Source organism: Bacillus sp. AR13-1, from assembly GCF_008042285.1.
GTDB classification, from domain to species: Bacteria; Bacillota; Bacilli; order Bacillales; family Bacillaceae_G; genus Bacillus_A; species Bacillus_A mycoides.
In genome coordinates this window covers 81,222-102,460 of the sequence record NZ_QNUA01000012.1, presented here as the reverse complement: position 1 = coordinate 102,460, position 21,239 = coordinate 81,222, and the positions used below count along the sequence as shown (strand labels likewise).

Annotated in this window: 20 protein-coding genes, 1 pseudogene and 1 other annotated feature (1 of these 22 only partly in view); of the genes and pseudogenes, 7 read left to right on the top strand and 14 right to left on the bottom strand. The window is 34.6% G+C overall.

The features are described from left to right. Nucleotides 1-156 (bottom strand) — a binding site (T-box leader) (it extends 81 nt beyond the left edge of the window). 108 nt (nt 157-264) lie between these two features. Next, a complete protein-coding gene (locus DN408_RS11170; protein ID WP_078178653.1) occupies nt 265-3,777 on the bottom strand; it encodes a DUF4020 domain-containing protein in 3,513 nt (1,170 codons plus the stop codon). Between the two features lie 150 nt (nt 3,778-3,927). Here DN408_RS11170 and DN408_RS11165 point away from each other — a divergent pair, with 150 nt between their 5' ends. Further along, nucleotides 3,928-4,365, top strand: coding sequence for a YndM family protein (locus DN408_RS11165; RefSeq protein ID WP_078179006.1), 438 nt, complete (start codon nt 3,928-3,930; stop codon nt 4,363-4,365). A 181-nt stretch (nt 4,366-4,546) separates the two neighbouring features. Here DN408_RS11165 and DN408_RS11155 read toward each other — a convergent pair whose 3' ends face one another. Beyond that, nucleotides 4,547-5,071, bottom strand: coding sequence for a cysteine hydrolase family protein (locus tag DN408_RS11155; protein WP_078179007.1), 525 nt, complete (start codon nt 5,069-5,071; stop codon nt 4,547-4,549). A gap of 42 nt (nt 5,072-5,113) precedes the next feature. Continuing rightward, complete coding sequence (locus DN408_RS11150; protein WP_078179008.1) at nt 5,114-5,653, bottom strand: GNAT family N-acetyltransferase; 540 nt, start codon at nt 5,651-5,653, stop codon at nt 5,114-5,116. 220 nt (nt 5,654-5,873) lie between these two features. Here DN408_RS11150 and DN408_RS11145 point away from each other — a divergent pair, with 220 nt between their 5' ends. Next, a complete protein-coding gene (locus DN408_RS11145; RefSeq protein WP_003189952.1) occupies nt 5,874-6,377 on the top strand; it encodes a kinase in 504 nt (167 codons plus the stop codon). Nucleotides 6,378-6,406: 29 nt separating this feature from the next. Here the strand turns inward: DN408_RS11145 and DN408_RS11140 are convergent, their stop codons facing one another. The 3 genes from DN408_RS11140 to DN408_RS11130 form a co-directional block, all read right to left on the bottom strand. Further along, nucleotides 6,407-7,081: a hypothetical protein gene (locus tag DN408_RS11140; RefSeq protein ID WP_016127163.1), complete on the bottom strand. Its 675-nt coding sequence runs from the start codon at nt 7,079-7,081 to the stop codon at nt 6,407-6,409. A 501-nt stretch (nt 7,082-7,582) separates the two neighbouring features. Next, complete coding sequence (gene entB / locus DN408_RS11135) at nt 7,583-9,181, bottom strand: cell wall-binding protein EntB (RefSeq protein ID WP_255449077.1); 1,599 nt, start codon at nt 9,179-9,181, stop codon at nt 7,583-7,585. 216 nt (nt 9,182-9,397) lie between these two features. Then, nucleotides 9,398-9,889, bottom strand: coding sequence for a hypothetical protein (locus DN408_RS11130; protein ID WP_002168155.1), 492 nt, complete (start codon nt 9,887-9,889; stop codon nt 9,398-9,400). A gap of 261 nt (nt 9,890-10,150) precedes the next feature. On the opposite strand from DN408_RS11130, the gene DN408_RS11125 reads away from it, so the two are divergent. Together DN408_RS11125 and DN408_RS11120 are read left to right on the top strand one after the other, a co-directional pair. After that, entirely contained in the window at nt 10,151-10,531 is a 381-nt protein-coding gene (locus DN408_RS11125; RefSeq protein WP_002127880.1) for a VOC family protein, read from the top strand. A 52-nt stretch (nt 10,532-10,583) separates the two neighbouring features. Next, nucleotides 10,584-11,069 carry a GNAT family N-acetyltransferase gene (locus tag DN408_RS11120; protein ID WP_078179010.1) on the top strand — a complete coding sequence of 162 codons (486 nt, stop codon included), beginning with the start codon at nt 10,584-10,586 and terminating at the stop codon, nt 11,067-11,069. 100 nt (nt 11,070-11,169) lie between these two features. On the opposite strand, the gene DN408_RS11115 is transcribed toward DN408_RS11120, so the two are convergent. Further along, nucleotides 11,170-11,715, bottom strand: a complete 546-nt coding sequence (locus DN408_RS11115) for an NADPH-dependent FMN reductase (RefSeq protein ID WP_078179011.1) — start codon at nt 11,713-11,715, stop codon at nt 11,170-11,172. Between the two features lie 90 nt (nt 11,716-11,805). Beyond that, a pseudogene (locus tag DN408_RS11110) lies at nt 11,806-11,945 on the bottom strand (sigma-70 family RNA polymerase sigma factor); the annotation flags it as partial. A 214-nt stretch (nt 11,946-12,159) separates the two neighbouring features. Between DN408_RS11110 and DN408_RS31950 the strand changes: the two are divergent. Next, nucleotides 12,160-12,558 carry a hypothetical protein gene (locus DN408_RS31950; protein WP_232294830.1) on the top strand — a complete coding sequence of 133 codons (399 nt, stop codon included), beginning with the start codon at nt 12,160-12,162 and terminating at the stop codon, nt 12,556-12,558. Next, nucleotides 12,539-12,667, top strand: a complete 129-nt coding sequence (gene tnpB / locus DN408_RS11100; RefSeq protein WP_002127887.1) for an IS66 family insertion sequence element accessory protein TnpB — start codon at nt 12,539-12,541, stop codon at nt 12,665-12,667. Before DN408_RS31950 ends, tnpB begins: the two co-directional genes overlap by 20 nt. Before the next feature lie 262 nt (nt 12,668-12,929). Here tnpB and DN408_RS11095 read toward each other — a convergent pair whose 3' ends face one another. Together DN408_RS11095 and DN408_RS11090 are read right to left on the bottom strand one after the other, a co-directional pair. After that, nucleotides 12,930-13,466 (bottom strand): DinB family protein, encoded by a 537-nt coding sequence (locus DN408_RS11095; RefSeq protein ID WP_002127888.1) that lies wholly within the window; start codon nt 13,464-13,466, stop codon nt 12,930-12,932. A 112-nt stretch (nt 13,467-13,578) separates the two neighbouring features. Next, nucleotides 13,579-14,625, bottom strand: coding sequence for a DUF2332 domain-containing protein (locus DN408_RS11090; protein ID WP_002127890.1), 1,047 nt, complete (start codon nt 14,623-14,625; stop codon nt 13,579-13,581). A 421-nt stretch (nt 14,626-15,046) separates the two neighbouring features. Here DN408_RS11090 and DN408_RS11085 point away from each other — a divergent pair, with 421 nt between their 5' ends. After that, nucleotides 15,047-16,549, top strand: coding sequence for a malate:quinone oxidoreductase (locus DN408_RS11085; protein ID WP_078178990.1), 1,503 nt, complete (start codon nt 15,047-15,049; stop codon nt 16,547-16,549). 136 nt (nt 16,550-16,685) lie between these two features. Here the strand turns inward: DN408_RS11085 and lsrB are convergent, their stop codons facing one another. From lsrB to DN408_RS11065, 4 genes are read right to left on the bottom strand one after another with little or no spacing between them, the layout of a single operon-like run. Then, nucleotides 16,686-17,729: an autoinducer 2 ABC transporter substrate-binding protein LsrB gene (gene lsrB / locus DN408_RS11080; protein WP_002168150.1), complete on the bottom strand. Its 1,044-nt coding sequence runs from the start codon at nt 17,727-17,729 to the stop codon at nt 16,686-16,688. Beyond that, nucleotides 17,726-18,724 (bottom strand): ABC transporter permease, encoded by a 999-nt coding sequence (locus DN408_RS11075; RefSeq protein WP_002168149.1) that lies wholly within the window; start codon nt 18,722-18,724, stop codon nt 17,726-17,728. The genes lsrB and DN408_RS11075 overlap by 4 nt, the downstream gene beginning before the upstream one ends. Next, nucleotides 18,721-19,689: an ABC transporter permease subunit gene (locus DN408_RS11070; protein WP_016127172.1), complete on the bottom strand. Its 969-nt coding sequence runs from the start codon at nt 19,687-19,689 to the stop codon at nt 18,721-18,723. Before DN408_RS11070 ends, DN408_RS11075 begins: the two co-directional genes overlap by 4 nt. After that, nucleotides 19,686-21,179 (bottom strand): sugar ABC transporter ATP-binding protein, encoded by a 1,494-nt coding sequence (locus tag DN408_RS11065; RefSeq protein WP_002168147.1) that lies wholly within the window; start codon nt 21,177-21,179, stop codon nt 19,686-19,688. The genes DN408_RS11070 and DN408_RS11065 overlap by 4 nt, the downstream gene beginning before the upstream one ends. Nucleotides 21,180-21,239 lie beyond the last annotated feature (60 nt).

Sequence of the window (21,239 nt, the reverse complement as noted above, 5' to 3'; positions counted from 1 at the left end):
TGACCGCTTTTCCTTCATAAAGACAATAGTATCTTTACTACGAAAAAGATGCTCCAAGACTGTAATTCATGATTATCCCTGTACTGGTTCACACCAACCACCAGCTCTCTGTTACAGTAAGACTAACCACTACTGTGATCTCTTCATTGCACTTTGTTTATTCAAATGTTTTTGAAATTGAATAAGTATGATTCGTATTATAGAACGCTTTTCAAAACACTGTCAATAACTTTTTATATATTTTTTTAAAATTCCACTTCCGCCCTATGATTCCTCTTGTAAATTCTCCGTTACGATTCCGATGCGAATTATTTCATTTTCTATTAAATTTAATACATGTCTTTCTACTTCATACCTGGTTAATAGTTCTTTTACTTGTATGATCTCACTTTCAAGTAAATCGGCTTCTTGACACGTCTGCAGTAAAGTGAAAAACACATTTGCATACAATTCTTTATACGCTTTCATACGCTCTTTCTTTTCAAGTATCTCTATAAACAACTGTTTCATTTCTTCTTGATTAGATTGTCCTTCCACACCTTGAAATTTACTAGAAATAATATTTAATCCTTTTTCTAAAACCTCATCCATGCATAAAACAATACGTAAAAGCATCATATATTCTCTCGTTGTTATTACGCCCATTTTCGGACGTTCTCTTAAAAACACACTAAGCCACGCTGTCCAAAATTTTTGTTGTTCCTTACCACTTAACGTTTTTACGTAGTAGCATAAATACTGCATAAATTTAATTTTATTCTCTTCGTTTTCTTGCATCAAAAGTGGATATAACCAATCTGTTTTTTGCTCCCAATATAATACGCATTTAATAAATACAAAGCTAAGCCATTTTAAAAATGCTTCTCTCGTATATGGATGTAGTGCATCTAAATGTTCTACTGCATACTTAATATATCGTCTTATTTCTGTAAACAAAGGTAGATTAATTTGCGTATAACATAATCCCGCCCACGCATATTTCGTAAGCTCACTTTCTTTCTTTAAATCTAAGTAAGGTAGTACATTTTTCCGACACCATTGCTTCTCAATATGGTATAAAAACGTAATATCTGCTGTTAAACGAGCTAACATAAAGTTCGTTCGTTCCGAAGTAACCCTTACCTGTTCTTCAAGTAAAAATAAATATTCATATACATTGCGATCATATAAGTGATCGTACGCTAACAGTTTTAGCAATACAGCTGTCATCTTCCCAACAGGATGCTGTATAGACTCATTGTAAAACTCTTGTTTTCCAATTTTAAAATCTGTTTCCCCTCTCATAACATGTGGAAATACTGAAAAAGCAAAGCGCTTTACAACCCGTATACTGTTTTCTTCTAGCTCTTCTAATCGATTGCTAATTTCATATAGAAAACTACTAATTAGCCAATGAAAAGCAGTATTTCTAATAAATTTCTGCAATAACGGAATGATTTTTTGAATTTGTTCATTCGCCAAATTCCGGTTATTTCGCCACTCTCTAATACATACAAACCATACTTCATTACTAATTTCGTGCACGCCTACTAGTTGATAAGCAAACGAAATACTCCACTCTACATTCAATTTACACGCTTTTGATAACATCTCTAAAAAATGGCGTTGTTCAAAAACACCGTCTCTTGAAAATTGCCGAACTTGCTCCATTATTTCATCGTCTTTCAGCTGTAGTAATCCATCAGCTGTTACATTGCATGTAATACGTTGTTCATTTGCCTCTTTCTTTGGAACACTGTATAGATCTGAAGAAAAATGGGGGTGTTTCTGTTTCATTAGCTCGTATCCTTCCGCCGTACACTTACTATTCGAATCACACGTGAATAGTAAGTCTAATACAAGACAAGCATCAAACGCCCTCTCTTCTGCAAGATACTCTAATACATGTTGAATTACTTCTTCTTTCGTTTCCTCTAAAGCATCTGCGTAATAATTCTTTAAAAGTTGAAACACTTCATGTTTACATGTGAAATCTAACAGAACATCTACATGTAACAACCACTTCAGTTTGTCATCCGCTGTAACGAATACATTATTAATCATTGCTTCAATTGCAATTCGCTTTTGAAGTACACTATCAGTTTCTATCATTTCTGTAATATAATGATTTGCTTTTTTCTCATTGTTTTCACATAAATATGTAAGACACTCTTTTACAATTTGAATTAAAAATGTAAAATCATTTTGCTGTAACTCCTGCTCTGAAATTTCTCTATCTCTTCTTTTCAGTGCATTTTGTCTTAATGACAATAGTTGTATCTTTTCTAACCCCGTAACCATAATCGGATTTGCGTAGTAAGCGATATGTGGTCTCATTTTCTCTTTCCAAATTCGCTCCACATGAGAAAAAATAGGCATCGGTATACGACTCGATTCCTCGAGTTCAATCGACTCTTGCGTATCATTTCCCCATCTTCTTACACGCTTCAATTTAAGTTTCCCATCTAAAATAAACGTTAATAGCAACAAGCCAATTTCTTTATGCTCAGGGAAAGAACATTTTTGCAATAAATATGTGATTATTTCAATAGAGCTACTATCTTTCTCTGCTGTTTCTAATAAAAGCAATGTCCATCTTGCAAACAACAAAGGGTCCATCGTTTCTTTCGTTTCGTTTAAGTAACTACAAATTGTTCGCCACCATAACGGGGATATTTTAGAATGATTTTTAAAAATCAATTGAAATAGTTCTTTTTGATGACTAAATAGAAATTGCTCCACTAACCATTCCGCAAGCAATTCATCTACTTCATCATAATTTGCTGTAAGCAGAAATAAATTTCTTAGTTTCCCTTCTGCTTCAAGCCATTCCACCCATTCATAATCACGAGCAAATTCAACGAAGTACCGAACGGTTTCAATTTTTTTTATTGACTGTTTTATATAGGATAATTGCTCCTGCTCTACTGATGGAGGAACGGTTACAATATCACGAATACGCATTCTTTTCGTAATATAATTATCCCCCATTAATTCCGCCCACCGCTTCACCGCTTTCACAAGCGCCTGATGATTATTTGCTTTATTCGGATACACAATCGGTCTTATCCCTAAATGCTCCCAATGATATGTATTATCACCTTGTGCGACGAAAGCATAACGCCTTGTACTCGGTGGTAAGCCTGTTGCTAAATATTTCATTACAGGATCATTATGACTATACCCAACGAATAAAACAGTGTAATTTGAGAATAGATCAACTAAAAATCGTCTCGCCCACCCTTCTGTTAGGTAAGCCCTTCCAAAATCACCATCCGTTAAAATTAAAGCTTCTTTCTCTTGTTCTACATTCCCATGTATGTAAGCCAACCCTTTAAACGCTCTCCCTGTCGGTAAAGCAGGTGCATAATAAATATTCAGCTCTCTATTCATTTCTGTAATTACAGACGTAAAATGTTGATCAAAGTTTGTCGTTACAATTCGAACATCCGTATCTAACGGAAACAGCCTTGGAATCGCATAGTGTAATGGATTTGGTTTTGATTTTTCTATATTAACGAGGTCTCTTGCAACTTGATGCACATCTTTCGTTTTCGCAATTTTACCGAGATAATAATCGTGGGGTTCTGTCATCTCACGCCTTTCGACATATAAAGCTTTCGAAATTTCATCAACTAAATCATCGAAATTCGGTAAGTTTGATTTCCCCTTCATAGAAACTCCTGCTCCAACGAATAATACTAACTTACCTTGTTCAAGGTGATCGATTAACTCATCTGGAATTTCTACTTCTGAAGTTATCCACATCCCGGATTCCCCCTTACCTAAAAATGTCATACGCTCTCATTTCACTATAACATTTTTTGATTATTTTTTTAATATTTAGATAAAATTTCAGCATGATAAAGTTTTATATAAATTAAACCGTTCCAATGTATGAACTCCTGTATTTATTGTAAAACTATGTATAAATGGGAGGTGTAAATATTGAATGATATTACTGTAATACTTATCAAATTTATATCATGCATCATCGCTTTTAGTATCGGACTAGCTCTATTTTTCCCAGCAACGCTCGTCCAAATCATTTCTTTTAGTCTCTTCGTCACAATCATTTCTTATATGTTTGTTGATAAAATTATTTTAAATCGAATTGGCAATTCCGCTGCCATTATGACGGATTTCTTACTTACGTACTTAAGTGTTTGGGTTTTCGGTAATATTTTATTAGACAACTACATGCAAATTGCATGGGGCAGTATCCTTTCTGCCATCGTCTTTACATTATCAGAAGTAATCGTCCATCGCTTTTCTAATTCCCACACAAGGCACAGCAATGATAACATTCGAATTAATCGCCGGTTTGCATATGGTACCGAGTTTGCTGAAGAACAGAATGTGTTGGATAAAGATAAGAAGAAATAACGTTTTGGTGAAGGAGTACCCTTGTTGATAATGTGGTACTCCTTTTTGTTTTTTTGTGATATCAATACGGTGAATGAAATTATATCAACAATTCGACAAGAAATATCGATTTATCGACAAAGTTTGATAGCCTATCTTCAAATAAAAAAGCTGCCCCATTAAGAGACAGCAACTTCTGTAATTACGCTTTTACTTTTAAATCTTTTAACGTAATAACATCTGCAAATGATCCAAATACAACATTATGATGTTTTACAATATCTTCAGCGCGTAATACATCTGTGTCAAATGTGCTATGTGCATCACTTACTAATGTTACTTTATACCCTTCACTAAACGCTCTTCGCGTTGTCGTATCAACACAGTACTCTGTTTGCATTCCTGAAATAATAACATGCTCAATCCCTTTTCCTTGTAACAGTTCGTTTAGGTTTGTCTTATGGAATGAATCTGGCGTCGTCTTTTCAACGACAAGCTCCCCTTCTCGCGGAGCAATCGCCGCATGCACTTTCCAGCCATCTGTACCTTTTTCTAACGGATGATCTTTTGGCCCGTTATGTTGTACATAAATAACCGGAATACCATTTGAACGACATTCCCCAATGAGCTCTTGCAACGTTTCTAAAAACTTTTCCCCATTATGTACTGGGATTCCTGCTGTATACATACCCGCTTGCACATCAATAACTAGTAATGCCTTTTTCATTTCACACAGCTCCCTTTATTTTTATAAGCCCCTGCATATTTATTATAATTGTTTATATTCTACCATCCAACAATCTTCTAATTTCCCCTCATGCAGTTCATGTTTCTTTAATATTTTCACCTTTTTAAATCCGCATTTTTCATAACAGCTTATCGCACGTTCATTATTTACTCTCGGATCCATCGCGATTGCTTCCGCACCCAATTTCTCCATAATGTATGTAATAGCTACTTGAACAAGTTTTGTTCCAATTCCTTTTCCCCAAAAGATCGGTTCACCGATAAATTGGTCCATTCCCCATACATTCTGCGATTCTTCATATCCATATAACGCTTTCCATTCAGAATCAACTGGATACATTTGAATGTAACCGATTGGAACGGCATCAAATTCTATTAAACATCTTTTTTCATGACCGTTTGGATGATGTATAAAATGATCAAGCACCTTTTCTACAGATTGCGGATTATCTCGTCCTTCGTAATACTGCAGGACTTCTGGGTCTGTTAGCCATTTTGAAATGATAGGTGCATCGTTTTTTATTACGTATCTAACTAATAATTTTCCCTTTTGGAATAACATAGGTCACCTCCTTATTAGTTACTCTTATAATAACTTTTCTATATGCGGATAGTAAATTTTTCAAACAGCTTTATTTGCATAATCCCACAATAAGAAATTATTCTGTTCAACCTATACTGAGTATCATAAACTATTATTTAACTAACTAAAAGAATGTTTCCCATAATGAAGTTCTTTTGTAACAGGACCTAAAAAACTAAAACAATTTGGAGATGAGACTTTGAAATCAACATTAATTATTCTTCGAGGAAACTCCGCAAGCGGCAAGACAACTATCGCAAAAGAACTGCAAGAGCATTTCGGGCAAGGAACACTTCTAGTCTCACAAGACGTTGTGCGCAGAGATATGCTAAAAGTTCACGATACAATGGGTAACTTATCTCATGATTTACTATTTGAAATTACGAAGTACGGAAAAGGAAAATGTGAATTTGTTATTTTAGAAGGAATACTAAACAGTCGTAGGTACGGTGAAATGTTAAGAGAATTAATACATTATTTCGAAGGAAACGCTTATACATATTATTTTGACTTATCACTTGAAGAAACGATTAGACGGCATAATACTAGAGAAAAACGACTTGAATTTGGAAAAGATTTATTGAGTAAATGGTATAACCCACACGATACAATTGAGGTTAATAGAGAGACTGTTTTTACAGATGATTTCACGCAAAGAGATATATTTCATGCGATTATTACTGATGTTACGATACAAAAATAAGACTGACTCTTTTTGTCAGTCTTATTTTATTATGTTCCTTGTATTTCAGTTTTCATAACGGAACAATCTTTACATAAGTAATAATATATATTCATCTCACCGAACAGAAAATCAACTACTGAAATAAGTTCCCGTTCTTCAAGATCTTGTGTAATTGTAGCAACATATTTCATCTCTTTCGAACAAGTTGGACATCCTAAATCTTCTGGAGCATCATCGTATAGGGGCGCTCCTACCAATCTACATACATATTCCGAACCGAATAAGTCAAAAGCTTCCCAGTAACTATCTTCATCAGTAGGTATATCTTCATTTTTCATATTCGTTAGCTTTACATTAGTTTTTGGAAGATTGACCGGTAGCTTATACTCAGCTTCCATAATCCACTCTTCCGTATTGTCTTGTTTTATTATTTGTACCGTTTTGCCCCCATTACTTAATTGAAAATATTGCGGCTCCCACACCATCGCACAATTCAAGCAAGAGATGAATGGTAATACAATCAATTCATCATTTTTAAGTTCAGCAAGTTTCTCATCTTTCAAATCAAAACAAAAAATTTGATGCATTTTCTCACCGCATAACTTACACAATGGTACTTCACAATCTTGACCACCGAAATAATGATTATATGAATCTTTCCCTTCCATTACTCTATACCCTTTTATTCCATCCCAATGTTCGCCATATAATTCCATTGTCATATTCTATCCTCTTCTCGCTTATAAAGGTAATCCTCGATACTAATCTTTTAATAACTTTCGGTACATAAAACATTTTTTATTGTTGCTAATCATCATTTTTCTCATTCTTATCACCGTTATCTTTTTGGTATGAATACGATAATAAAATAATAACAATTTACAAGAAGACTGAGTTCTGTATCCATTCTGACACTATAGGGATTTGGAACGTTATAAACCCTAGTATAAGACTAAATAAAACAATTACTATTTTATGAATATTTTTCTCCTATTTATCTAATTGTATTTTAATAGTGATAGAAGAACAATATGGTTGTCAGAAATACAAATAAGGATTATATAATTCAATAGGGTTACTTTTACTGCTCACGGTACTCAGCAGCAAAATTAAGGTTTTATTCTTTTACATATCCTTCATTTTTTTCCAATTAATAACATTAAGGTAAAAAAATAAAAGCCAGTCTCAATAAAGAGAACTGACTTCTATTTGAATAACCATTATTATAAAATTTTTACTTTAACAGTTTGTCTTCCCCAGTTCATAGCTTTACTTTTTGAACCCATTAAAACATCAATACGATTTCCTTTAATAGCACTACCAGTATCACCAGCAATAGCTTCTCCATAACCTTCTACCCATACTTTAGATCCTAATGGGATTACCTTCGGATCTACTGCAATAATTCTCATATTAGGATTTTCCGTTAAATCATGACCCATCGCAGTTAAAACGCGTCCACCATATGTACCATTTTCACTTGGATCAGCAGTATATGCTGTCGCTACTACCGTTAATTCACGTTTAGCAGACTGTGTGTTATTTTTAGATACTTCTTGTGTCTTTGTTGCTTCTTTTGCTTTCGCTTTTTCTATTTCTCGTGCTTGCGCTTCTTCCTTAGCCTTTGCTATTTCCTGCGATTTTGCTTTTGCTTCTTCTTTTGCTTTTTCTATTTCTCGTGCTTTTGCTTCTTCCTTAGCCTTTGCTATTTCTTGTGCTTTTGCTTTTTCCATTTCTCGTACTTTTGCTTCTTCCTTAGCTTTTGCTATTTCTTGCGCTTTCGCTTCTTCTTTTACTTTTTCTATTTCTTGTACTTTTGCTTCTTCCTTAGCTTTTGCTATTTCTTGCGCTTTCGCTTCTTCTTTTACTTTTTCTATTTCTTGTGCTTTTGCTTCTTCCTTAGCCTTTGCTATTTCTTGCGCTTTTGCTTCTTCCTTAGCCTTTGCTATTTCTTGTGCTTTTGCTTTTTCCATTTCTCGTACTTTTGCTTCTTCCTTAGCTTTTGCTATTTCTTGCGCTTTCGCTTCTTCTTTTACTTTTTCTATTTCTTGTACTTTTGCTTCTTCCTTGGTCTTTGCTATTTCTTCTGCTTTCATTTCTTCCTTAACTTTTACTCTCTCTGTTACTTTCGCTTCTTCTTTAGGCTTTACTATTTCTTCTGCTTTCGTTTCTTCCTTAACTTTTACTCTCTCTGTTACTTTCGCTTCTTCTTTAGGATTTACTATTTCTTCTGCTTTCGTTTCTTTCTGCTCTTTTGTTGTTTCTTTCGCTTTTGCTATTTCTTGTACTTTTGCTTCTTTCTGCGTTTTTACTTCTTCCTTTGCTTTAACTGCTTTTTGTACTTTCGCTACTCGCTTCGTTTTCTCTTCAGCTTTCTTTTCAATTGGTGCTGTACTTGATAGGAAAGAAACATTTGCATAAGCTGTTTTTCCTTTATACTCAAATTGCAGCCATCCATCTTTTACTTGATGTGTTGATTCAATTACATCATCTTGTTTCAGTCTGCCAAGAATTTCTGATTCTGTGTTTGCTTCAGTACGTACATTTAATAGGTTTGCTGTTACATGATAAATATCTTTTGTATACTCCGAACTTACAAACAATTCTTTACCATTTAAATCAATTTTTGACCATCCTTCTTCAGTATGTATGACCTTTAACTTTTGTCCTTCTTTTACTTTTTCGACAATTTTTGATTCCGTAGTTGGCTTTTCACGTACGTTAAGTACATCCGCTGTTACGATAGTTTCTGCGATAGCAGATGTGGTAAAAGCCCCCAATCCAAGAACTGTTGCTGTTGCTGCGCCAATTATTTTTTTCATATTAGCCTCCATTGCGTTTTTTTGAGTTCTATCAAATGCTTCCATAAAATTAGGGATTTCCACAGAGTATCAAAACATTTGTAACAGTATATTAATACCACTTAATATACTGTTTTTAAAACTTTCTACTCCAATATTATCAAATTTTCATTTCTAATTCTATACATTATAAATCTACTTATCTTCTATAAACTCTTCATGACCTTCTACTTCACACTAGATAGTTGTCGCAATTCCTGCCAAAAATAAACTTACAATTGCTAAAAATGGCGTTCCAGCTATTGCACCTCTTAAGTGAAACTTATAGTCTTTATATCCTTTCATTTCCTCAGTACTAGGAATAACAACAAATCTTGGAGTAATCCAGCAAAATATAAGCCAATCGATTATTAATAAATCTACTAAATTGAAAATCATTACAATCCCAAAAGTATGTAAATAGGCCTCAATATACAATAATTTTCCATGGTGATGTAGTATATATGTAGAAACTAGAGGCGTTCCGAAGAGAATAATATTGTAAATAATTCCGAAATAAAACGTTTGTTTTTTTTCATTTATCGATTTTGGCAAAACTACTTTTTGAATATCTTTCGGATAATCATTTAACCAAAGGCGAGGATTATAATACGTAGACCCTAATATCATAATAGACAGTATAAAAGACATGGAAATACCGACAATCACCATTTGTTCAAATTGCCCCACAAATGTCCCTCCTTATTTGAAATTTTGACGTACGTAATTCACTTAATTAGACATTGTATGCATGTTATGACTTAAAAATTATCTAATACCATTAATAAAATTTTTTCATTACAATCCGCTTTTTCCTAACATCCATTCTTATTTCTTGCAATATGCATGCAAATTTAATAAAGTGAACATCTAATTAGTGTTGTTGAATTTCGCTAATTATTACAGAGTACATATTTTTTAATTTACATAAAGAATGGGTTAGTGAAACGAATGAAAATCGAACATATAGCAATTTGGGTAAATGATTTAGAATTAATGCGTACTTTCTATACAAAGTACTTTAACGGTAAAGCAAACTCTTTATATCATAATGAAGCGAAACACTTTGAATCTTATTTTATTACGTTCGAATCTGGAGCGCGCCTTGAAATTATGCGTAAGAAAGGCATAGAAAACGAGCCTAACCTAAATATCACTGGCTATGCACACATGGCTTTCTCTGTTGGTAGTGAAGAACGTGTAAATGAACTAACAAAAACGTTAAAAGAAGCTGGTTCTCCTTTATTAAATGGACCACGTTTCACTGGAGATGGCTATTACGAAAGTGTAATTAGTGATCCGGAAGGCAATCAAATAGAGATCACTATTTAACTATCGTTTATCTTTTCTGAAGAACTAATAAAAATTCGTTTGGAGGAACCCTATGCATAAACTGCATTTCAAAAAATTTGAAGCAACAGATTTTAGTCCATATTTCCAGCTCGTATCAAATGAAAGAGTGATGGCACAAATTACAGAGCGTGCTATTCCGCTAGAAGAGGCACAAAACGACTATGAAAAATTGTTAAGGCGCAATGAAAAACATAAACTGTTTGGGTCTTATAAAGTTTATGACAGTGCAACAAATGAATTTATCGGCCTTGGACATGTAACAGTGAATGAAGATAATGTAAAAGAAGCTGAAATTGGGTATATGATTTTGCCAGAGCACTGGGGAAAAAGATATGGTAGTTATATCGCAAGAGAATTAATTGAAATAGCGAAGCAGGCAGATGTAAGCGTACTAAAAGCAATTATCGATCCGAGCAATACCCCCTCTCGGAAGATTTTACTAAACGTTGGTTTTACATCTGAAAAAGTTTGCGAGATTGATGGATTGCCTGGGGAGATTTTGAGTACATATATTTAACTATATAAAAAGGCAATGCTACATTTGAACTAACCGTAGCATTGCCTTTATCTTTTTTTATTATAAAAGTCCCATTTTCACCTTAATACGAACTACATCACTATTTCTTTATCTCGTCTACTACACTTTGAACTAAAGAGATAAGAGCTTTCTTTGTATCCTCATCTGTTACTTTTGCATCATCACTAAATTTAGTTCGCACAGATGGGATTAATAACGAGCCATTTTGAACGACAATTGTATCTAGCATACCTAGTGTAAGTAATAAAGATTCATGGGCTTTATCCCCTCCCGCAATTGATGGTGAAGCTGTTATAATAGCCACTGGCTTTTTATAAAGTTCCGCTGATGAAACAAGCCATTCTAAAGCATTCTTCAAAACTCCTGGAATACTTTTTGCATACTCTGGTGTACAAATAATAAGTGCATGTGCTTCACTTAATGTCTTTCGAAATTCTTCAACAACAACCGGTGCTCCAACTCGATCTACATCCGGATTAAAATGAGGTAGTTCCTCTATCCCATTATAAATAGTGTAATCTATACCTTCTGGAATAAATGCTGCTAAAGTTTTTAATATGTTTGTGTTGAATGATCCTTCCCTAATACTTCCTGAAATCGCTATGATTTTTTTGTGTATACTCATATGATCCCCTCCTACAAACATCATACTTATGCAGCCAGAGAAAAATCAAAAATATTGAACTATTTAACAAGCTGTACATTCATCAATTTTGACATCTTGCTTTTGATTCCCTAATAAAAATACTACTGTCTATAAATATCTTTACTTGCTAATTTATAAATAACTCGAAAGGCTTCTTGGTCCCCAGACTCCATTTTATACAGCCATTCTTTTAATTCTACTTCATCCAAAATTACGTTCCCCTCTCATGAGCTTTCACACTATATTCGCCCGTTTCTCACAAAAGGTTCATTTTACATAAAAATTTATTTATTACAATGAAAATATACTATATATTTTACAGAAAGGAGGATTCGTATAATGAACAAAGAAGACAAACTTTATGCTGAAAATGTATTAAAACATCTCTTCATAGGAGCACAAGTTGATGGATTGTAATTTGGTATTTCTCCAACAACTATAAAAATTCATTTTACAAATTTTGAAGCTGCAGTTGATTATGATGGGCAATTATATATCAACATCGAATCGAAATGGGTTTTATTTCATACTCCACCAGAAAAGTACCCTTCTAATGAGGATGAATTTGACGATTATACTGAGGAGGAAGAATATAAGAGAATTTTTGATGTAAGAAGACAAAAAGTTACAAACATACAACTTGCTAATGAATCTCCGCATTTATTTATAACATTTGAGAACGGGCAAATCATGTTTGTAAATGGGTTTCATGACTATTATGAATGCTGGCAAGCTGGGGTCCAATTTGATGATTGGCTTGTAGTTGCTGCACCTGGGAATGAAATCGCTACTTGGACTCCCGATGAATTTACTAATAAATAAGCCGTCAGAAATCACAATAGAAAAAGTATATCTTGCACAAGGGGAAACAGATTTACGTAAATCAATTGATGGACTAGCGACTGTTGTAAAAGAAGAATTTGAAATTTAAAATCACCCCGTTTTAACAGGAAAAAGTGGCATTTTTACTATTTCTAATGTTCGCTAATGCTTATTGCGTGATTTGGTTTTATTGCTACACAAACCCCAATACCCACTCTTAACTTGATGGGCATGTATAGTGCCCCCTATTAGCATCAACGAGAAGGAATAGACCTTGTAAAAAACATTTATAATTCCACTGATACGCAGAAAAATAAAAAGAGAATAATTCAGAAATTCCCTATGAATCATTCTCTTTTTATTTTCATATTTTAACATGCTGGATATGCATTAGAACCCAAATAACGTTCTTTTATAAGTTGACGATGATGAAGCTCATGACCAGCAATAATGTTTGCTAATGCAAGAACCGTGACTTCAGAATTGTTCGCAATTCCCCTTTGTAACCAAGCTTCTTTATCTAAACTTTTAAGCAAATGCATAGTAGATTGGCGAACAACTGTTAAATTCTCAAGAAGATCTTGCATAGATTGCTTATCAAAATCTGCTCTAAGAACATACATATCATCGTTATATCCAGGAAGTTCTGCTGTCTCGCCTCTTGCTATGGAAAGCAATCGATACGCCATGATACGTTCAGTATCCGCAATATGACCGATTACTTCTTTTATACTCCATTTATTAGGAGCATATCTAAAATGTCCCTCACTATCAGAAATATCCTTCAATAAAAGATTCGTTTCCTTCATTTGTTGCTCTAGAATATGTATGATATCTCCATCTGGTATTAAGTTTATGTACGTTGAATAATACGGGTTATATTCATTTGCCTCTGGTCTCTTTTGCATGCTTATCATCCTTTTTATTTTATCCTTATATACAACTTATCATAAATTATTATCATATTAATCAAAAAAAATAATTTTAAAACAAAATGGCCCCATCCTATATAGGATTACATTAACAAAGCGGCTTATCCCCAAGCCCCCAACTAAACCATCTCCCATGCCCTTCCGTTTCCCCAACAGTTTCACAATATTCGTTTCCGTTAATATAATAATCAATATGAAGGTCACGGTCCCACATGTTGTTATATAGGTGGAATACATCACGTTTTGCACCTATTTCTTTAATTTGTTTTTCTAGCTTATGTTTTACATTTTCAGGTATTTGATTTGCGACGTGTGTATGGAAAATGCAGATTACAGCATCTTCCCTTATTTGATTTGCAATGGCTGGAAGAAGTGCTACACCGTCCCCTTCAATTAATTGTACTGATTTTTCTTTTACAAGCGTTGCTGCTTGATCGAATAGTTCAAGTCTTTCTTTATGTTCTGGCCAAATAAGCGCGCGTAACCATAAATAATCTTCTTCATCATTTAAATTATTCACATGTAAATCTAGTCCGATTCTTTCCATAACAGGTGGACTTTGTTCTAAAAAGGAGGGCTTCTTCTCCCCTTTTATTTCTGATTGTAAATGAACATTTGATTGTCTATTTCCATACATTTCTTCCGTTCCATATGAATAACGATATTGATCCCAAAATAGTTGTAATCCCGCACTTGTACCAATTTCTATTAACGCCAATGGTTTGTTCACTTTATTAAATATGTAACAGAAACTTGGATATAAATAGGCACATCGTCTTACTTCATTCGTTTGAACAAGTTTCGTTTGTAATAAAGAGATAATTTCTTCTCGATATACATGGCAAAAATCTTTAAATTGGTAAAAGGCATTTTCAAAATTTATATCAGCATTTTCAACTAAACTTTGATAATAGTTTTTTAAACTGTGCTCTTTTCCTTTTAACAATAAATAATGGACTGCACCTAATAATAAGTTTGGGACTGGTTGACCAGGTTGTGCGTAGGAAGCTAACGTAAGAACTTCCTCATCTTCAGAAATTTTTATTGATAAATATTCGTATAAGTCACTAGATCCTTTACATTCATTCACAGAAAAATTCCGAAATAAGTTTGCGACTTGTTCTTTTGTAAGCATTGGTATCCCTCCTTAATTATTTTCAGAATAATCTTATCATTTATTTGTTATTTACTCTATTTTTTCAAATTAGATGTCACGAAAATAGAATTTTACTAGTTTCCAAAGATAAAACATAAAAATAGAAGTTTTTTTGACATAACATCAAACTGGAATTCTTCTCCAAATCCCGCTTTACTACTATGCTTTTTACCCTTATGACAGAAGAATTCTATGAAATAAAACGTTAAATAGTTTAAAATTATCAGATAACACTAGATATTTTAGTCTATTAATTATTATAATAGACTATGAGATGGTTATATAATTGAGACAAAAAAGGTAAGTACCTAGGTGGGGCCTAGGCGGTGTTTTCTTTTTACGGCTTAGATATAAAAAACACCTACTCTTTTTTGCCAATATAGGGGATGGAGAGATTATCATGAGCAACATGCAGCAAAAAACAGACGTTATCTTAATTGGCGCAGGAATTATGAGCGCAACGTTAGGATCATTACTTAAAGAATTGGCACCTGAATGGGAAATTAAAGTATTTGAAAAACTCGCTAATGCCGGAGAAGAAAGTTCTAACGAATGGAATAATGCTGGTACAGGACATTCTGCGCTATGTGAGCTTAACTATACATCCGAAAAATCTGACGGGTCTATAGATATTGGTAAAGCTGTAAAAGTAAATGAGCAATTTCAACTTTCAAGACAATTTTGGGCTTATCTTGTAAAAAGAAACTTAATTCGTAATCCACAAGATTTTATTATGCCACTACCTCATATGAGTTTGGTGCAAGGGGAAAAAAATGTAGAGTTTCTAAAAAAACGTTTTGAAGCGCTTTCAAAAAACGCTCTATTCCAAGGAATGGAATTTTCTGATGCACCTGACACATTAAAAAAATGGCTTCCACTCATTATGGAAGGTCGTAATTCTAATGAATCTATGGCTGCAACTAAGATTGACTCTGGAACAGATGTTAACTTCGGTGCGTTAACGCGCATGTTATTTGATTACTTAAAAACTAAAAATGTTGAGCTAAACTACAAACATAGTGTTGAAAATATTAAACGCACGAAGAATGGTTTGTGGGAAGTAAAAGTACATGATATGAATAGTGGCAAAATTGAACATCATACTGCGAAATTCGTCTTTATCGGCGGCGGTGGTGGTAGTCTACCTCTACTTCAAAAGACTGGTATTCCTGAGTCAAAACATATTGGAGGATTCCCAGTAAGTGGACTATTTATGGTATGTAAAAACCCAAAAGTTGTAGAGCAGCATCATGCAAAAGTATACGGAAAAGCTAAAGTTGGTGCTCCACCAATGTCTGTACCTCACCTTGATACGAGATATATAGACAATAAAAAAGCTTTACTGTTTGGACCATTTGCAGGCTTCTCACCTAAATTCTTAAAAACTGGCTCAAACCTTGATTTAATCGGTTCTGTAAAACCGAATAACGTCTTAACGATGTTAGCAGCCGGTGTAAAAGAAATGGGATTAACAAAATACTTAATCCAACAAGTTATGTTATCACACGAAAAGCGTATGGAAGAATTACGTGAGTTTATTCCGAACGCTAAAAGTGAAGATTGGGATACTGTCGTTGCTGGACAACGTGTGCAGGTAATTAAAGATACTGATGCAGGTGGTAAAGGAACACTTCAATTTGGTACAGAAGTTGTTAGTGCAAATGACGGATCAATCGCTGCGTTACTTGGTGCTTCTCCAGGTGCTTCTACTGCGGTTCACGTTATGCTTGAAGTATTAGAAAAATGCTTCCCAGAACGTATACTAGAATGGGAGCCAAAGATAAAAGAAATGGTCCCTTCTTACGGCGTGTCACTTACGGAAAATCCAAGACTGTTCCAAGAGCTTCATGCTTCAACAGGACGCACACTTGGGTTAAATGAAAAAGAAGCTGTTCACAATTAATGAATAGATTAAAAAAACGACATAATAAAAACGTCCGATATATTCGGACGTTTTTATTATGTCTGACGAAGAAATATAGTGACTAAAATTATATCAGCGATTCGACAAGAAATGAAAAATCTCCGTTAACTCTCAACTAGAAATTATATTTATCAATATTATCCTTCATAAATACAACTCGTTCAGGAAGTACGATAATACCGTTTCCTTCTGCCTCATAGTCATACCCTTGAATAGAGTTTGGTTCTACTTTCACTTTGCCGATTCCTTTTACTTCGAAGCTATCCCCTACTTTTAATTTTTTCCCTTTTACAACAATTTCATTTGCGACATACGTTGCGAGTGCACCTTGTTGTTTTACATCCCATAATCCAAATTGTTGTACCGTTCCTCGTTTTACATAATCACGCATAACGTTCGGTGTCGAAAAACCAGTTACGACTACTTTTTTATCCATTTTCAAATTTTCAGCTGCTTGCGCCATCGCTGGAAGTGCTGTTGCATCTGGACATATTACTGCGTTAATATCTGGATACGTTTTTAAAATACTCTCTCCTACTGATAAAGATTTTTGCGCATTATTTTCACCATATTGCGTCGTTACAATTTCCCAATTCGGATATTTCTCTTTAATAATCTCTTTTGCCTTCGTTACCCATTGATTTTGATCTGTTACAGTCGGGCTTGAATAAAAGAATGCTACTTTTCCTTTATCTCCAATTTGCTTCGAAGTCATTTCAATTAATAAGTTTGCAAGTTGGTCTGGTGTACCTTGGCTAATATAAAACGAACGGTCTTTCGGATTCACATCAGAATCCCACGTTAATACTGTCATTCCTTTTTTCTTTGCACGTTGTAATGATTGCGAGAGACCATCAACTGACGTAGATGAAACCATAATCGCATCATAGTTTTGGTTAATAAAATTGTTTATATATTTTACTTGCCCGGATACACTTGCCTCAGACGGTCCATCGTACTTCACTTGTACACCTAACTTATCTCCCATCTCTTTTGCACCTTCACCGCCTGATGTGAAGAAGCCAACTCCCGTTAATTTCGGAATGAACGCAAATTTTACATCATCTACTTTTTTCTTATCCGCTGTTTGGCTAGAACAAGCAATTAAACCGATTAAACAAATACACATAATCATAACAATCCCCAATTTTCTCTTCATGACATTTCCCCCTTATGCAAATCCCTTCTTTTCCCCGTGGTGAATCGTTGTAATTTGAAATGTCTCATAATAACAGAAATAATAAGGATAATACCTATTACTACATTTGATTGTTCATTCGTTAAGCCCGTCATTTGCAAACCGTACTGCATGAGTCCTATAAAAATACTTGCTAGTACCGTCCCAATAACACTCCCTTTTCCGCCCGTAATAAGTGTGCCGCCTAATACAACTGCCGTAATAACTGGCAAAATCGTTTCACTTCCAATATCAGCACGAGCAGAACCAAAATAAGCTGTTAAGAAAGCTCCTCCTAATCCACCTCCTACCCCAGAAAGTACGTAAGCAATAATCACCACTTTCTTCGTTCGAATACCGGAATATTTCGCCGTACTTTCATTTACGCCAGTTAATTTTGCGTAGCGACCATATGTTGTACGGTGAAACAATATCGTAAATACTATCGTTAAAATGACAAGGAGCCATAATAGATTAGGTATACCGATAAAACTACCATTTGCCAGTTGCACATACGAATCTGGTAAACCACTTATTCCTTCATAGCCCGCTGCACCCGAACCACCTGAAATAACAAGGGCGATTCCCGCATATAAAAACATCGTTCCAAGTGTAACAACAAGAGGTTCTACATCTGTCATTTTTATAATAAGTCCATTTAATCCGCCCGCTATACAACTTACTACGAGCGCAATGATAACAGCCAACAGTATAGGCATACCATTCATCCAAAGTACTCCGATAAGAATCGAAGTAAGCCCCATAATAGATCCTACTGAAACATCAATTCCACCAGTTACAATGACAAATGTCATCGGAATAGCCGCGATTGAAATAATGAGGAAATCGTTCATACTAAAAAGGAGGTTACTAATGTTTAAGAAATCACTATTTATGAAACTAAAGAGAATGAATTCTACGAGAAGCAATATGAGAAGAACCCCTTCCCATCTATACAAGCTACGTATTCCTTTCATAGATTCACCCTCCTTTCTTCTAATTGCCGGAGTTTCTTCCATTTTTTTAAGACACTATCTAATACGATGATGAGTAGAAGTAAAAATCCTGAAATAGCACTATTCCAAAATGCAGGTATTTTTAAAAAGACGAGTGAACTGCTTATCACTTCTAAGAAGAATGCACCTAATGCCGCTCCAAATATAGAGCCTGTTCCTCCTTTTAAATGAATACCACCTAAAACAGCAGCGGCGATAACTTGCAATTCTATTCCTGTACCTGTTTGATTTGGAACGAATCCAATATTCATTACGAATATACATCCAGCGAGCCCAGCGCTTATGCCTGATATGATAAACGCGTATATTTTCACTTTATCTACATGTATTCCAATAAGCCTTGCACCATCTTCATTATCACCGACCGCATAAAAATATCTTCCAATTTGAACTTTCATTAAAAAGAAATATAGTAGTAGTAATATGATAAGAACGGTCCATACCGTTATCGGAAGGCCTAACATCATAATAGAAGCAATTTGTTTATACTCATTCGGAATATCTTCAATCCACTTTCCGCCCGTAAATATTAACATTGCACCTCTAATAATACCGAGCATTCCTAATGTCATAATGATAGCTGGCACTCGAAATTTCGTAACGCCAATTCCGTTTACCATACCAATAAGAGCACCAAAAATAATTGCCGCAAATATCGAAATAAAGGCACTGTATCCATCTGTTAACAACATCCCGCAAACCGCAGCGCTTAATCCCATAATAGACCCTACTGATACATCTATATTTTTCGTAAACAATACGAAAGATTGACCAATTGCCAAAACAACTAAAATAACGCTTGATTTCATAATTAAAGATAAAGAGCTAAACTGCACAAAACTCGGATTCATTACTCCAACGAAGGCTATGTAAAAAAGTAATAAAATAATAATAGACGTCTCATGCATTTTAAATAAACGTTTCACTCCGTTACACCTCTCTTTCCTCCGTACGCAAGGCGTGTAACTTCATCAATACAAATTTCCTTCTTCTCTAAATGAGAGACGAATTCTCCGTTTCTCATCACATATACCCGATTCGCTAATTGAACAATTTCTTCTACATCTGAAGAGATTAATATGATCGCAAGTCCCTCTCTCTTCAAACTTTGTATCGTTTCGTATACTTCTAGTCTTGCTTTCGCATCAATACCGCGGGTCGGTTCATCAAGAATAATCACTTTCGGATTACATGCAAGATATTTTGCTAGCACGACCTTCTGTTGGTTCCCACCTGATAAAGACGTCATTTTCTCATTCATATGAGGGACAACAATTCGAAACTGTTTTATATACAACTCTGATAAAGCGCTTTCTTTTTTGTTGTTTAAAAAGAAGCTACTCATACTGTTTAAAGATGCAGATGTTATATTTTCCTTAACAGACGCAATTGAAAATATACCATTCCCTGCCCGGTCCTCCGGTACATACACCATACCTTCCTTTATTCGCTTATGTACCGAATACTTCGTAATGGATGTTCCCTCTAATAAAACGGAACCTGATTTCAAAGGCATTAATCCAAATATTGATTCAGCTAATTCAGTCCTACCTGATCCGACAATACCTGAAATCCCGACAATTTCTCCAGCGTGTACAGTTAATGATACATTTTGAAAAGCATAACTAGACGCATTCATGACATCTAATACTTTTTCCGAATGCTCTATTTCTTCTTGCGCGATTTCTTTCTTCTCCTCAAGTTTATAATCTTTCGGTAATAACCCCTCCATTAGCATGTCATATGTATAGCTTGATACATCCCCTTGACTTACAATCATACCGTCACGCAAAATTGCTACTTTATTTGCAATTTCAAAGATTTCTGGAAAACGATGCGTAATGTATATCATGCCAATTCCTTTTTCTCTTAAGCTTTTTATCAACACAAAAAGACTCTTAATTTCGTGAGTTGTTAATGTCGATGTTGGCTCATCTAAAATAAGAATCTCAGCTTCCCTTATTAATCCCCTCAATATTTCTACTAATTGTTGCTGGGCAATGGATAACGATAACCCTAGCTTATGAAGTTGAATGTTCCAACCTAAGCCCTCTAGCAACTTATTAATTTTATTTCGAAGTTCTTTCTTTTTCGCTTTCATTCCGATACAAATGTTCTCTTCAATTGTCATATGCGGAAAGATGAGTGGCTCTTGTGGTATTAAATATATGCTATGTTGATGTGCTTCTGCTGTGTTTGAAAACTGTTGTACTTTCCCTTTCACATACATCTTGCCAGCATCGTATGAATACAAGCCCGTTAATATTTTCATTAACGTTGATTTCCCAGCACCATTCCCTCCGACTAAAGCGTATACATCTCCAGGCTCTAATTGTAAATTCACTTCTTTTAATACGAGTTGATCTGCAAATGATTTACTCATCTTTGTGACTTGTAATAAGGGCACGTTCTCCACATGTTGTCACCTGCCTTTATGCAGAACATTTTTTGAGAAAATGATTTTTTGTTCTACTTG

Coding starts and splice junctions, on each gene's coding strand:
- DN408_RS11170 (WP_078178653.1), bottom strand. CDS start 3,777: ATGACATTTTTAGGTAAGGGGGAATCCGGGATGTGGATAACTTCAGAA.
- DN408_RS11155 (WP_078179007.1), bottom strand. CDS start 5,071: ATGAAAAAGGCATTACTAGTTATTGATGTGCAAGCGGGTATGTATACA.
- DN408_RS11150 (WP_078179008.1), bottom strand. CDS start 5,653: ATGTTATTCCAAAAGGGAAAATTATTAGTTAGATACGTAATAAAAAAC.
- DN408_RS11140 (WP_016127163.1), bottom strand. CDS start 7,081: ATGACAATGGAATTATATGGCGAACATTGGGATGGAATAAAAGGGTAT.
- entB (WP_255449077.1), bottom strand. CDS start 9,181: ATGAAAAAAATAATTGGCGCAGCAACAGCAACAGTTCTTGGATTGGGG.
- DN408_RS11125 (WP_002127880.1), top strand. CDS start 10,151: ATGAAAATCGAACATATAGCAATTTGGGTAAATGATTTAGAATTAATG.
- DN408_RS11120 (WP_078179010.1), top strand. CDS start 10,584: ATGCATAAACTGCATTTCAAAAAATTTGAAGCAACAGATTTTAGTCCA.
- DN408_RS11115 (WP_078179011.1), bottom strand. CDS start 11,715: ATGAGTATACACAAAAAAATCATAGCGATTTCAGGAAGTATTAGGGAA.
- tnpB (WP_002127887.1), top strand. CDS start 12,539: ATGAATTTACTAATAAATAAGCCGTCAGAAATCACAATAGAAAAAGTA.
- DN408_RS11095 (WP_002127888.1), bottom strand. CDS start 13,466: ATGCAAAAGAGACCAGAGGCAAATGAATATAACCCGTATTATTCAACG.
- DN408_RS11090 (WP_002127890.1), bottom strand. CDS start 14,625: ATGCTTACAAAAGAACAAGTCGCAAACTTATTTCGGAATTTTTCTGTG.
- DN408_RS11085 (WP_078178990.1), top strand. CDS start 15,047: ATGAGCAACATGCAGCAAAAAACAGACGTTATCTTAATTGGCGCAGGA.
- lsrB (WP_002168150.1), bottom strand. CDS start 17,729: ATGAAGAGAAAATTGGGGATTGTTATGATTATGTGTATTTGTTTAATC.
- DN408_RS11075 (WP_002168149.1), bottom strand. CDS start 18,724: ATGAAAGGAATACGTAGCTTGTATAGATGGGAAGGGGTTCTTCTCATA.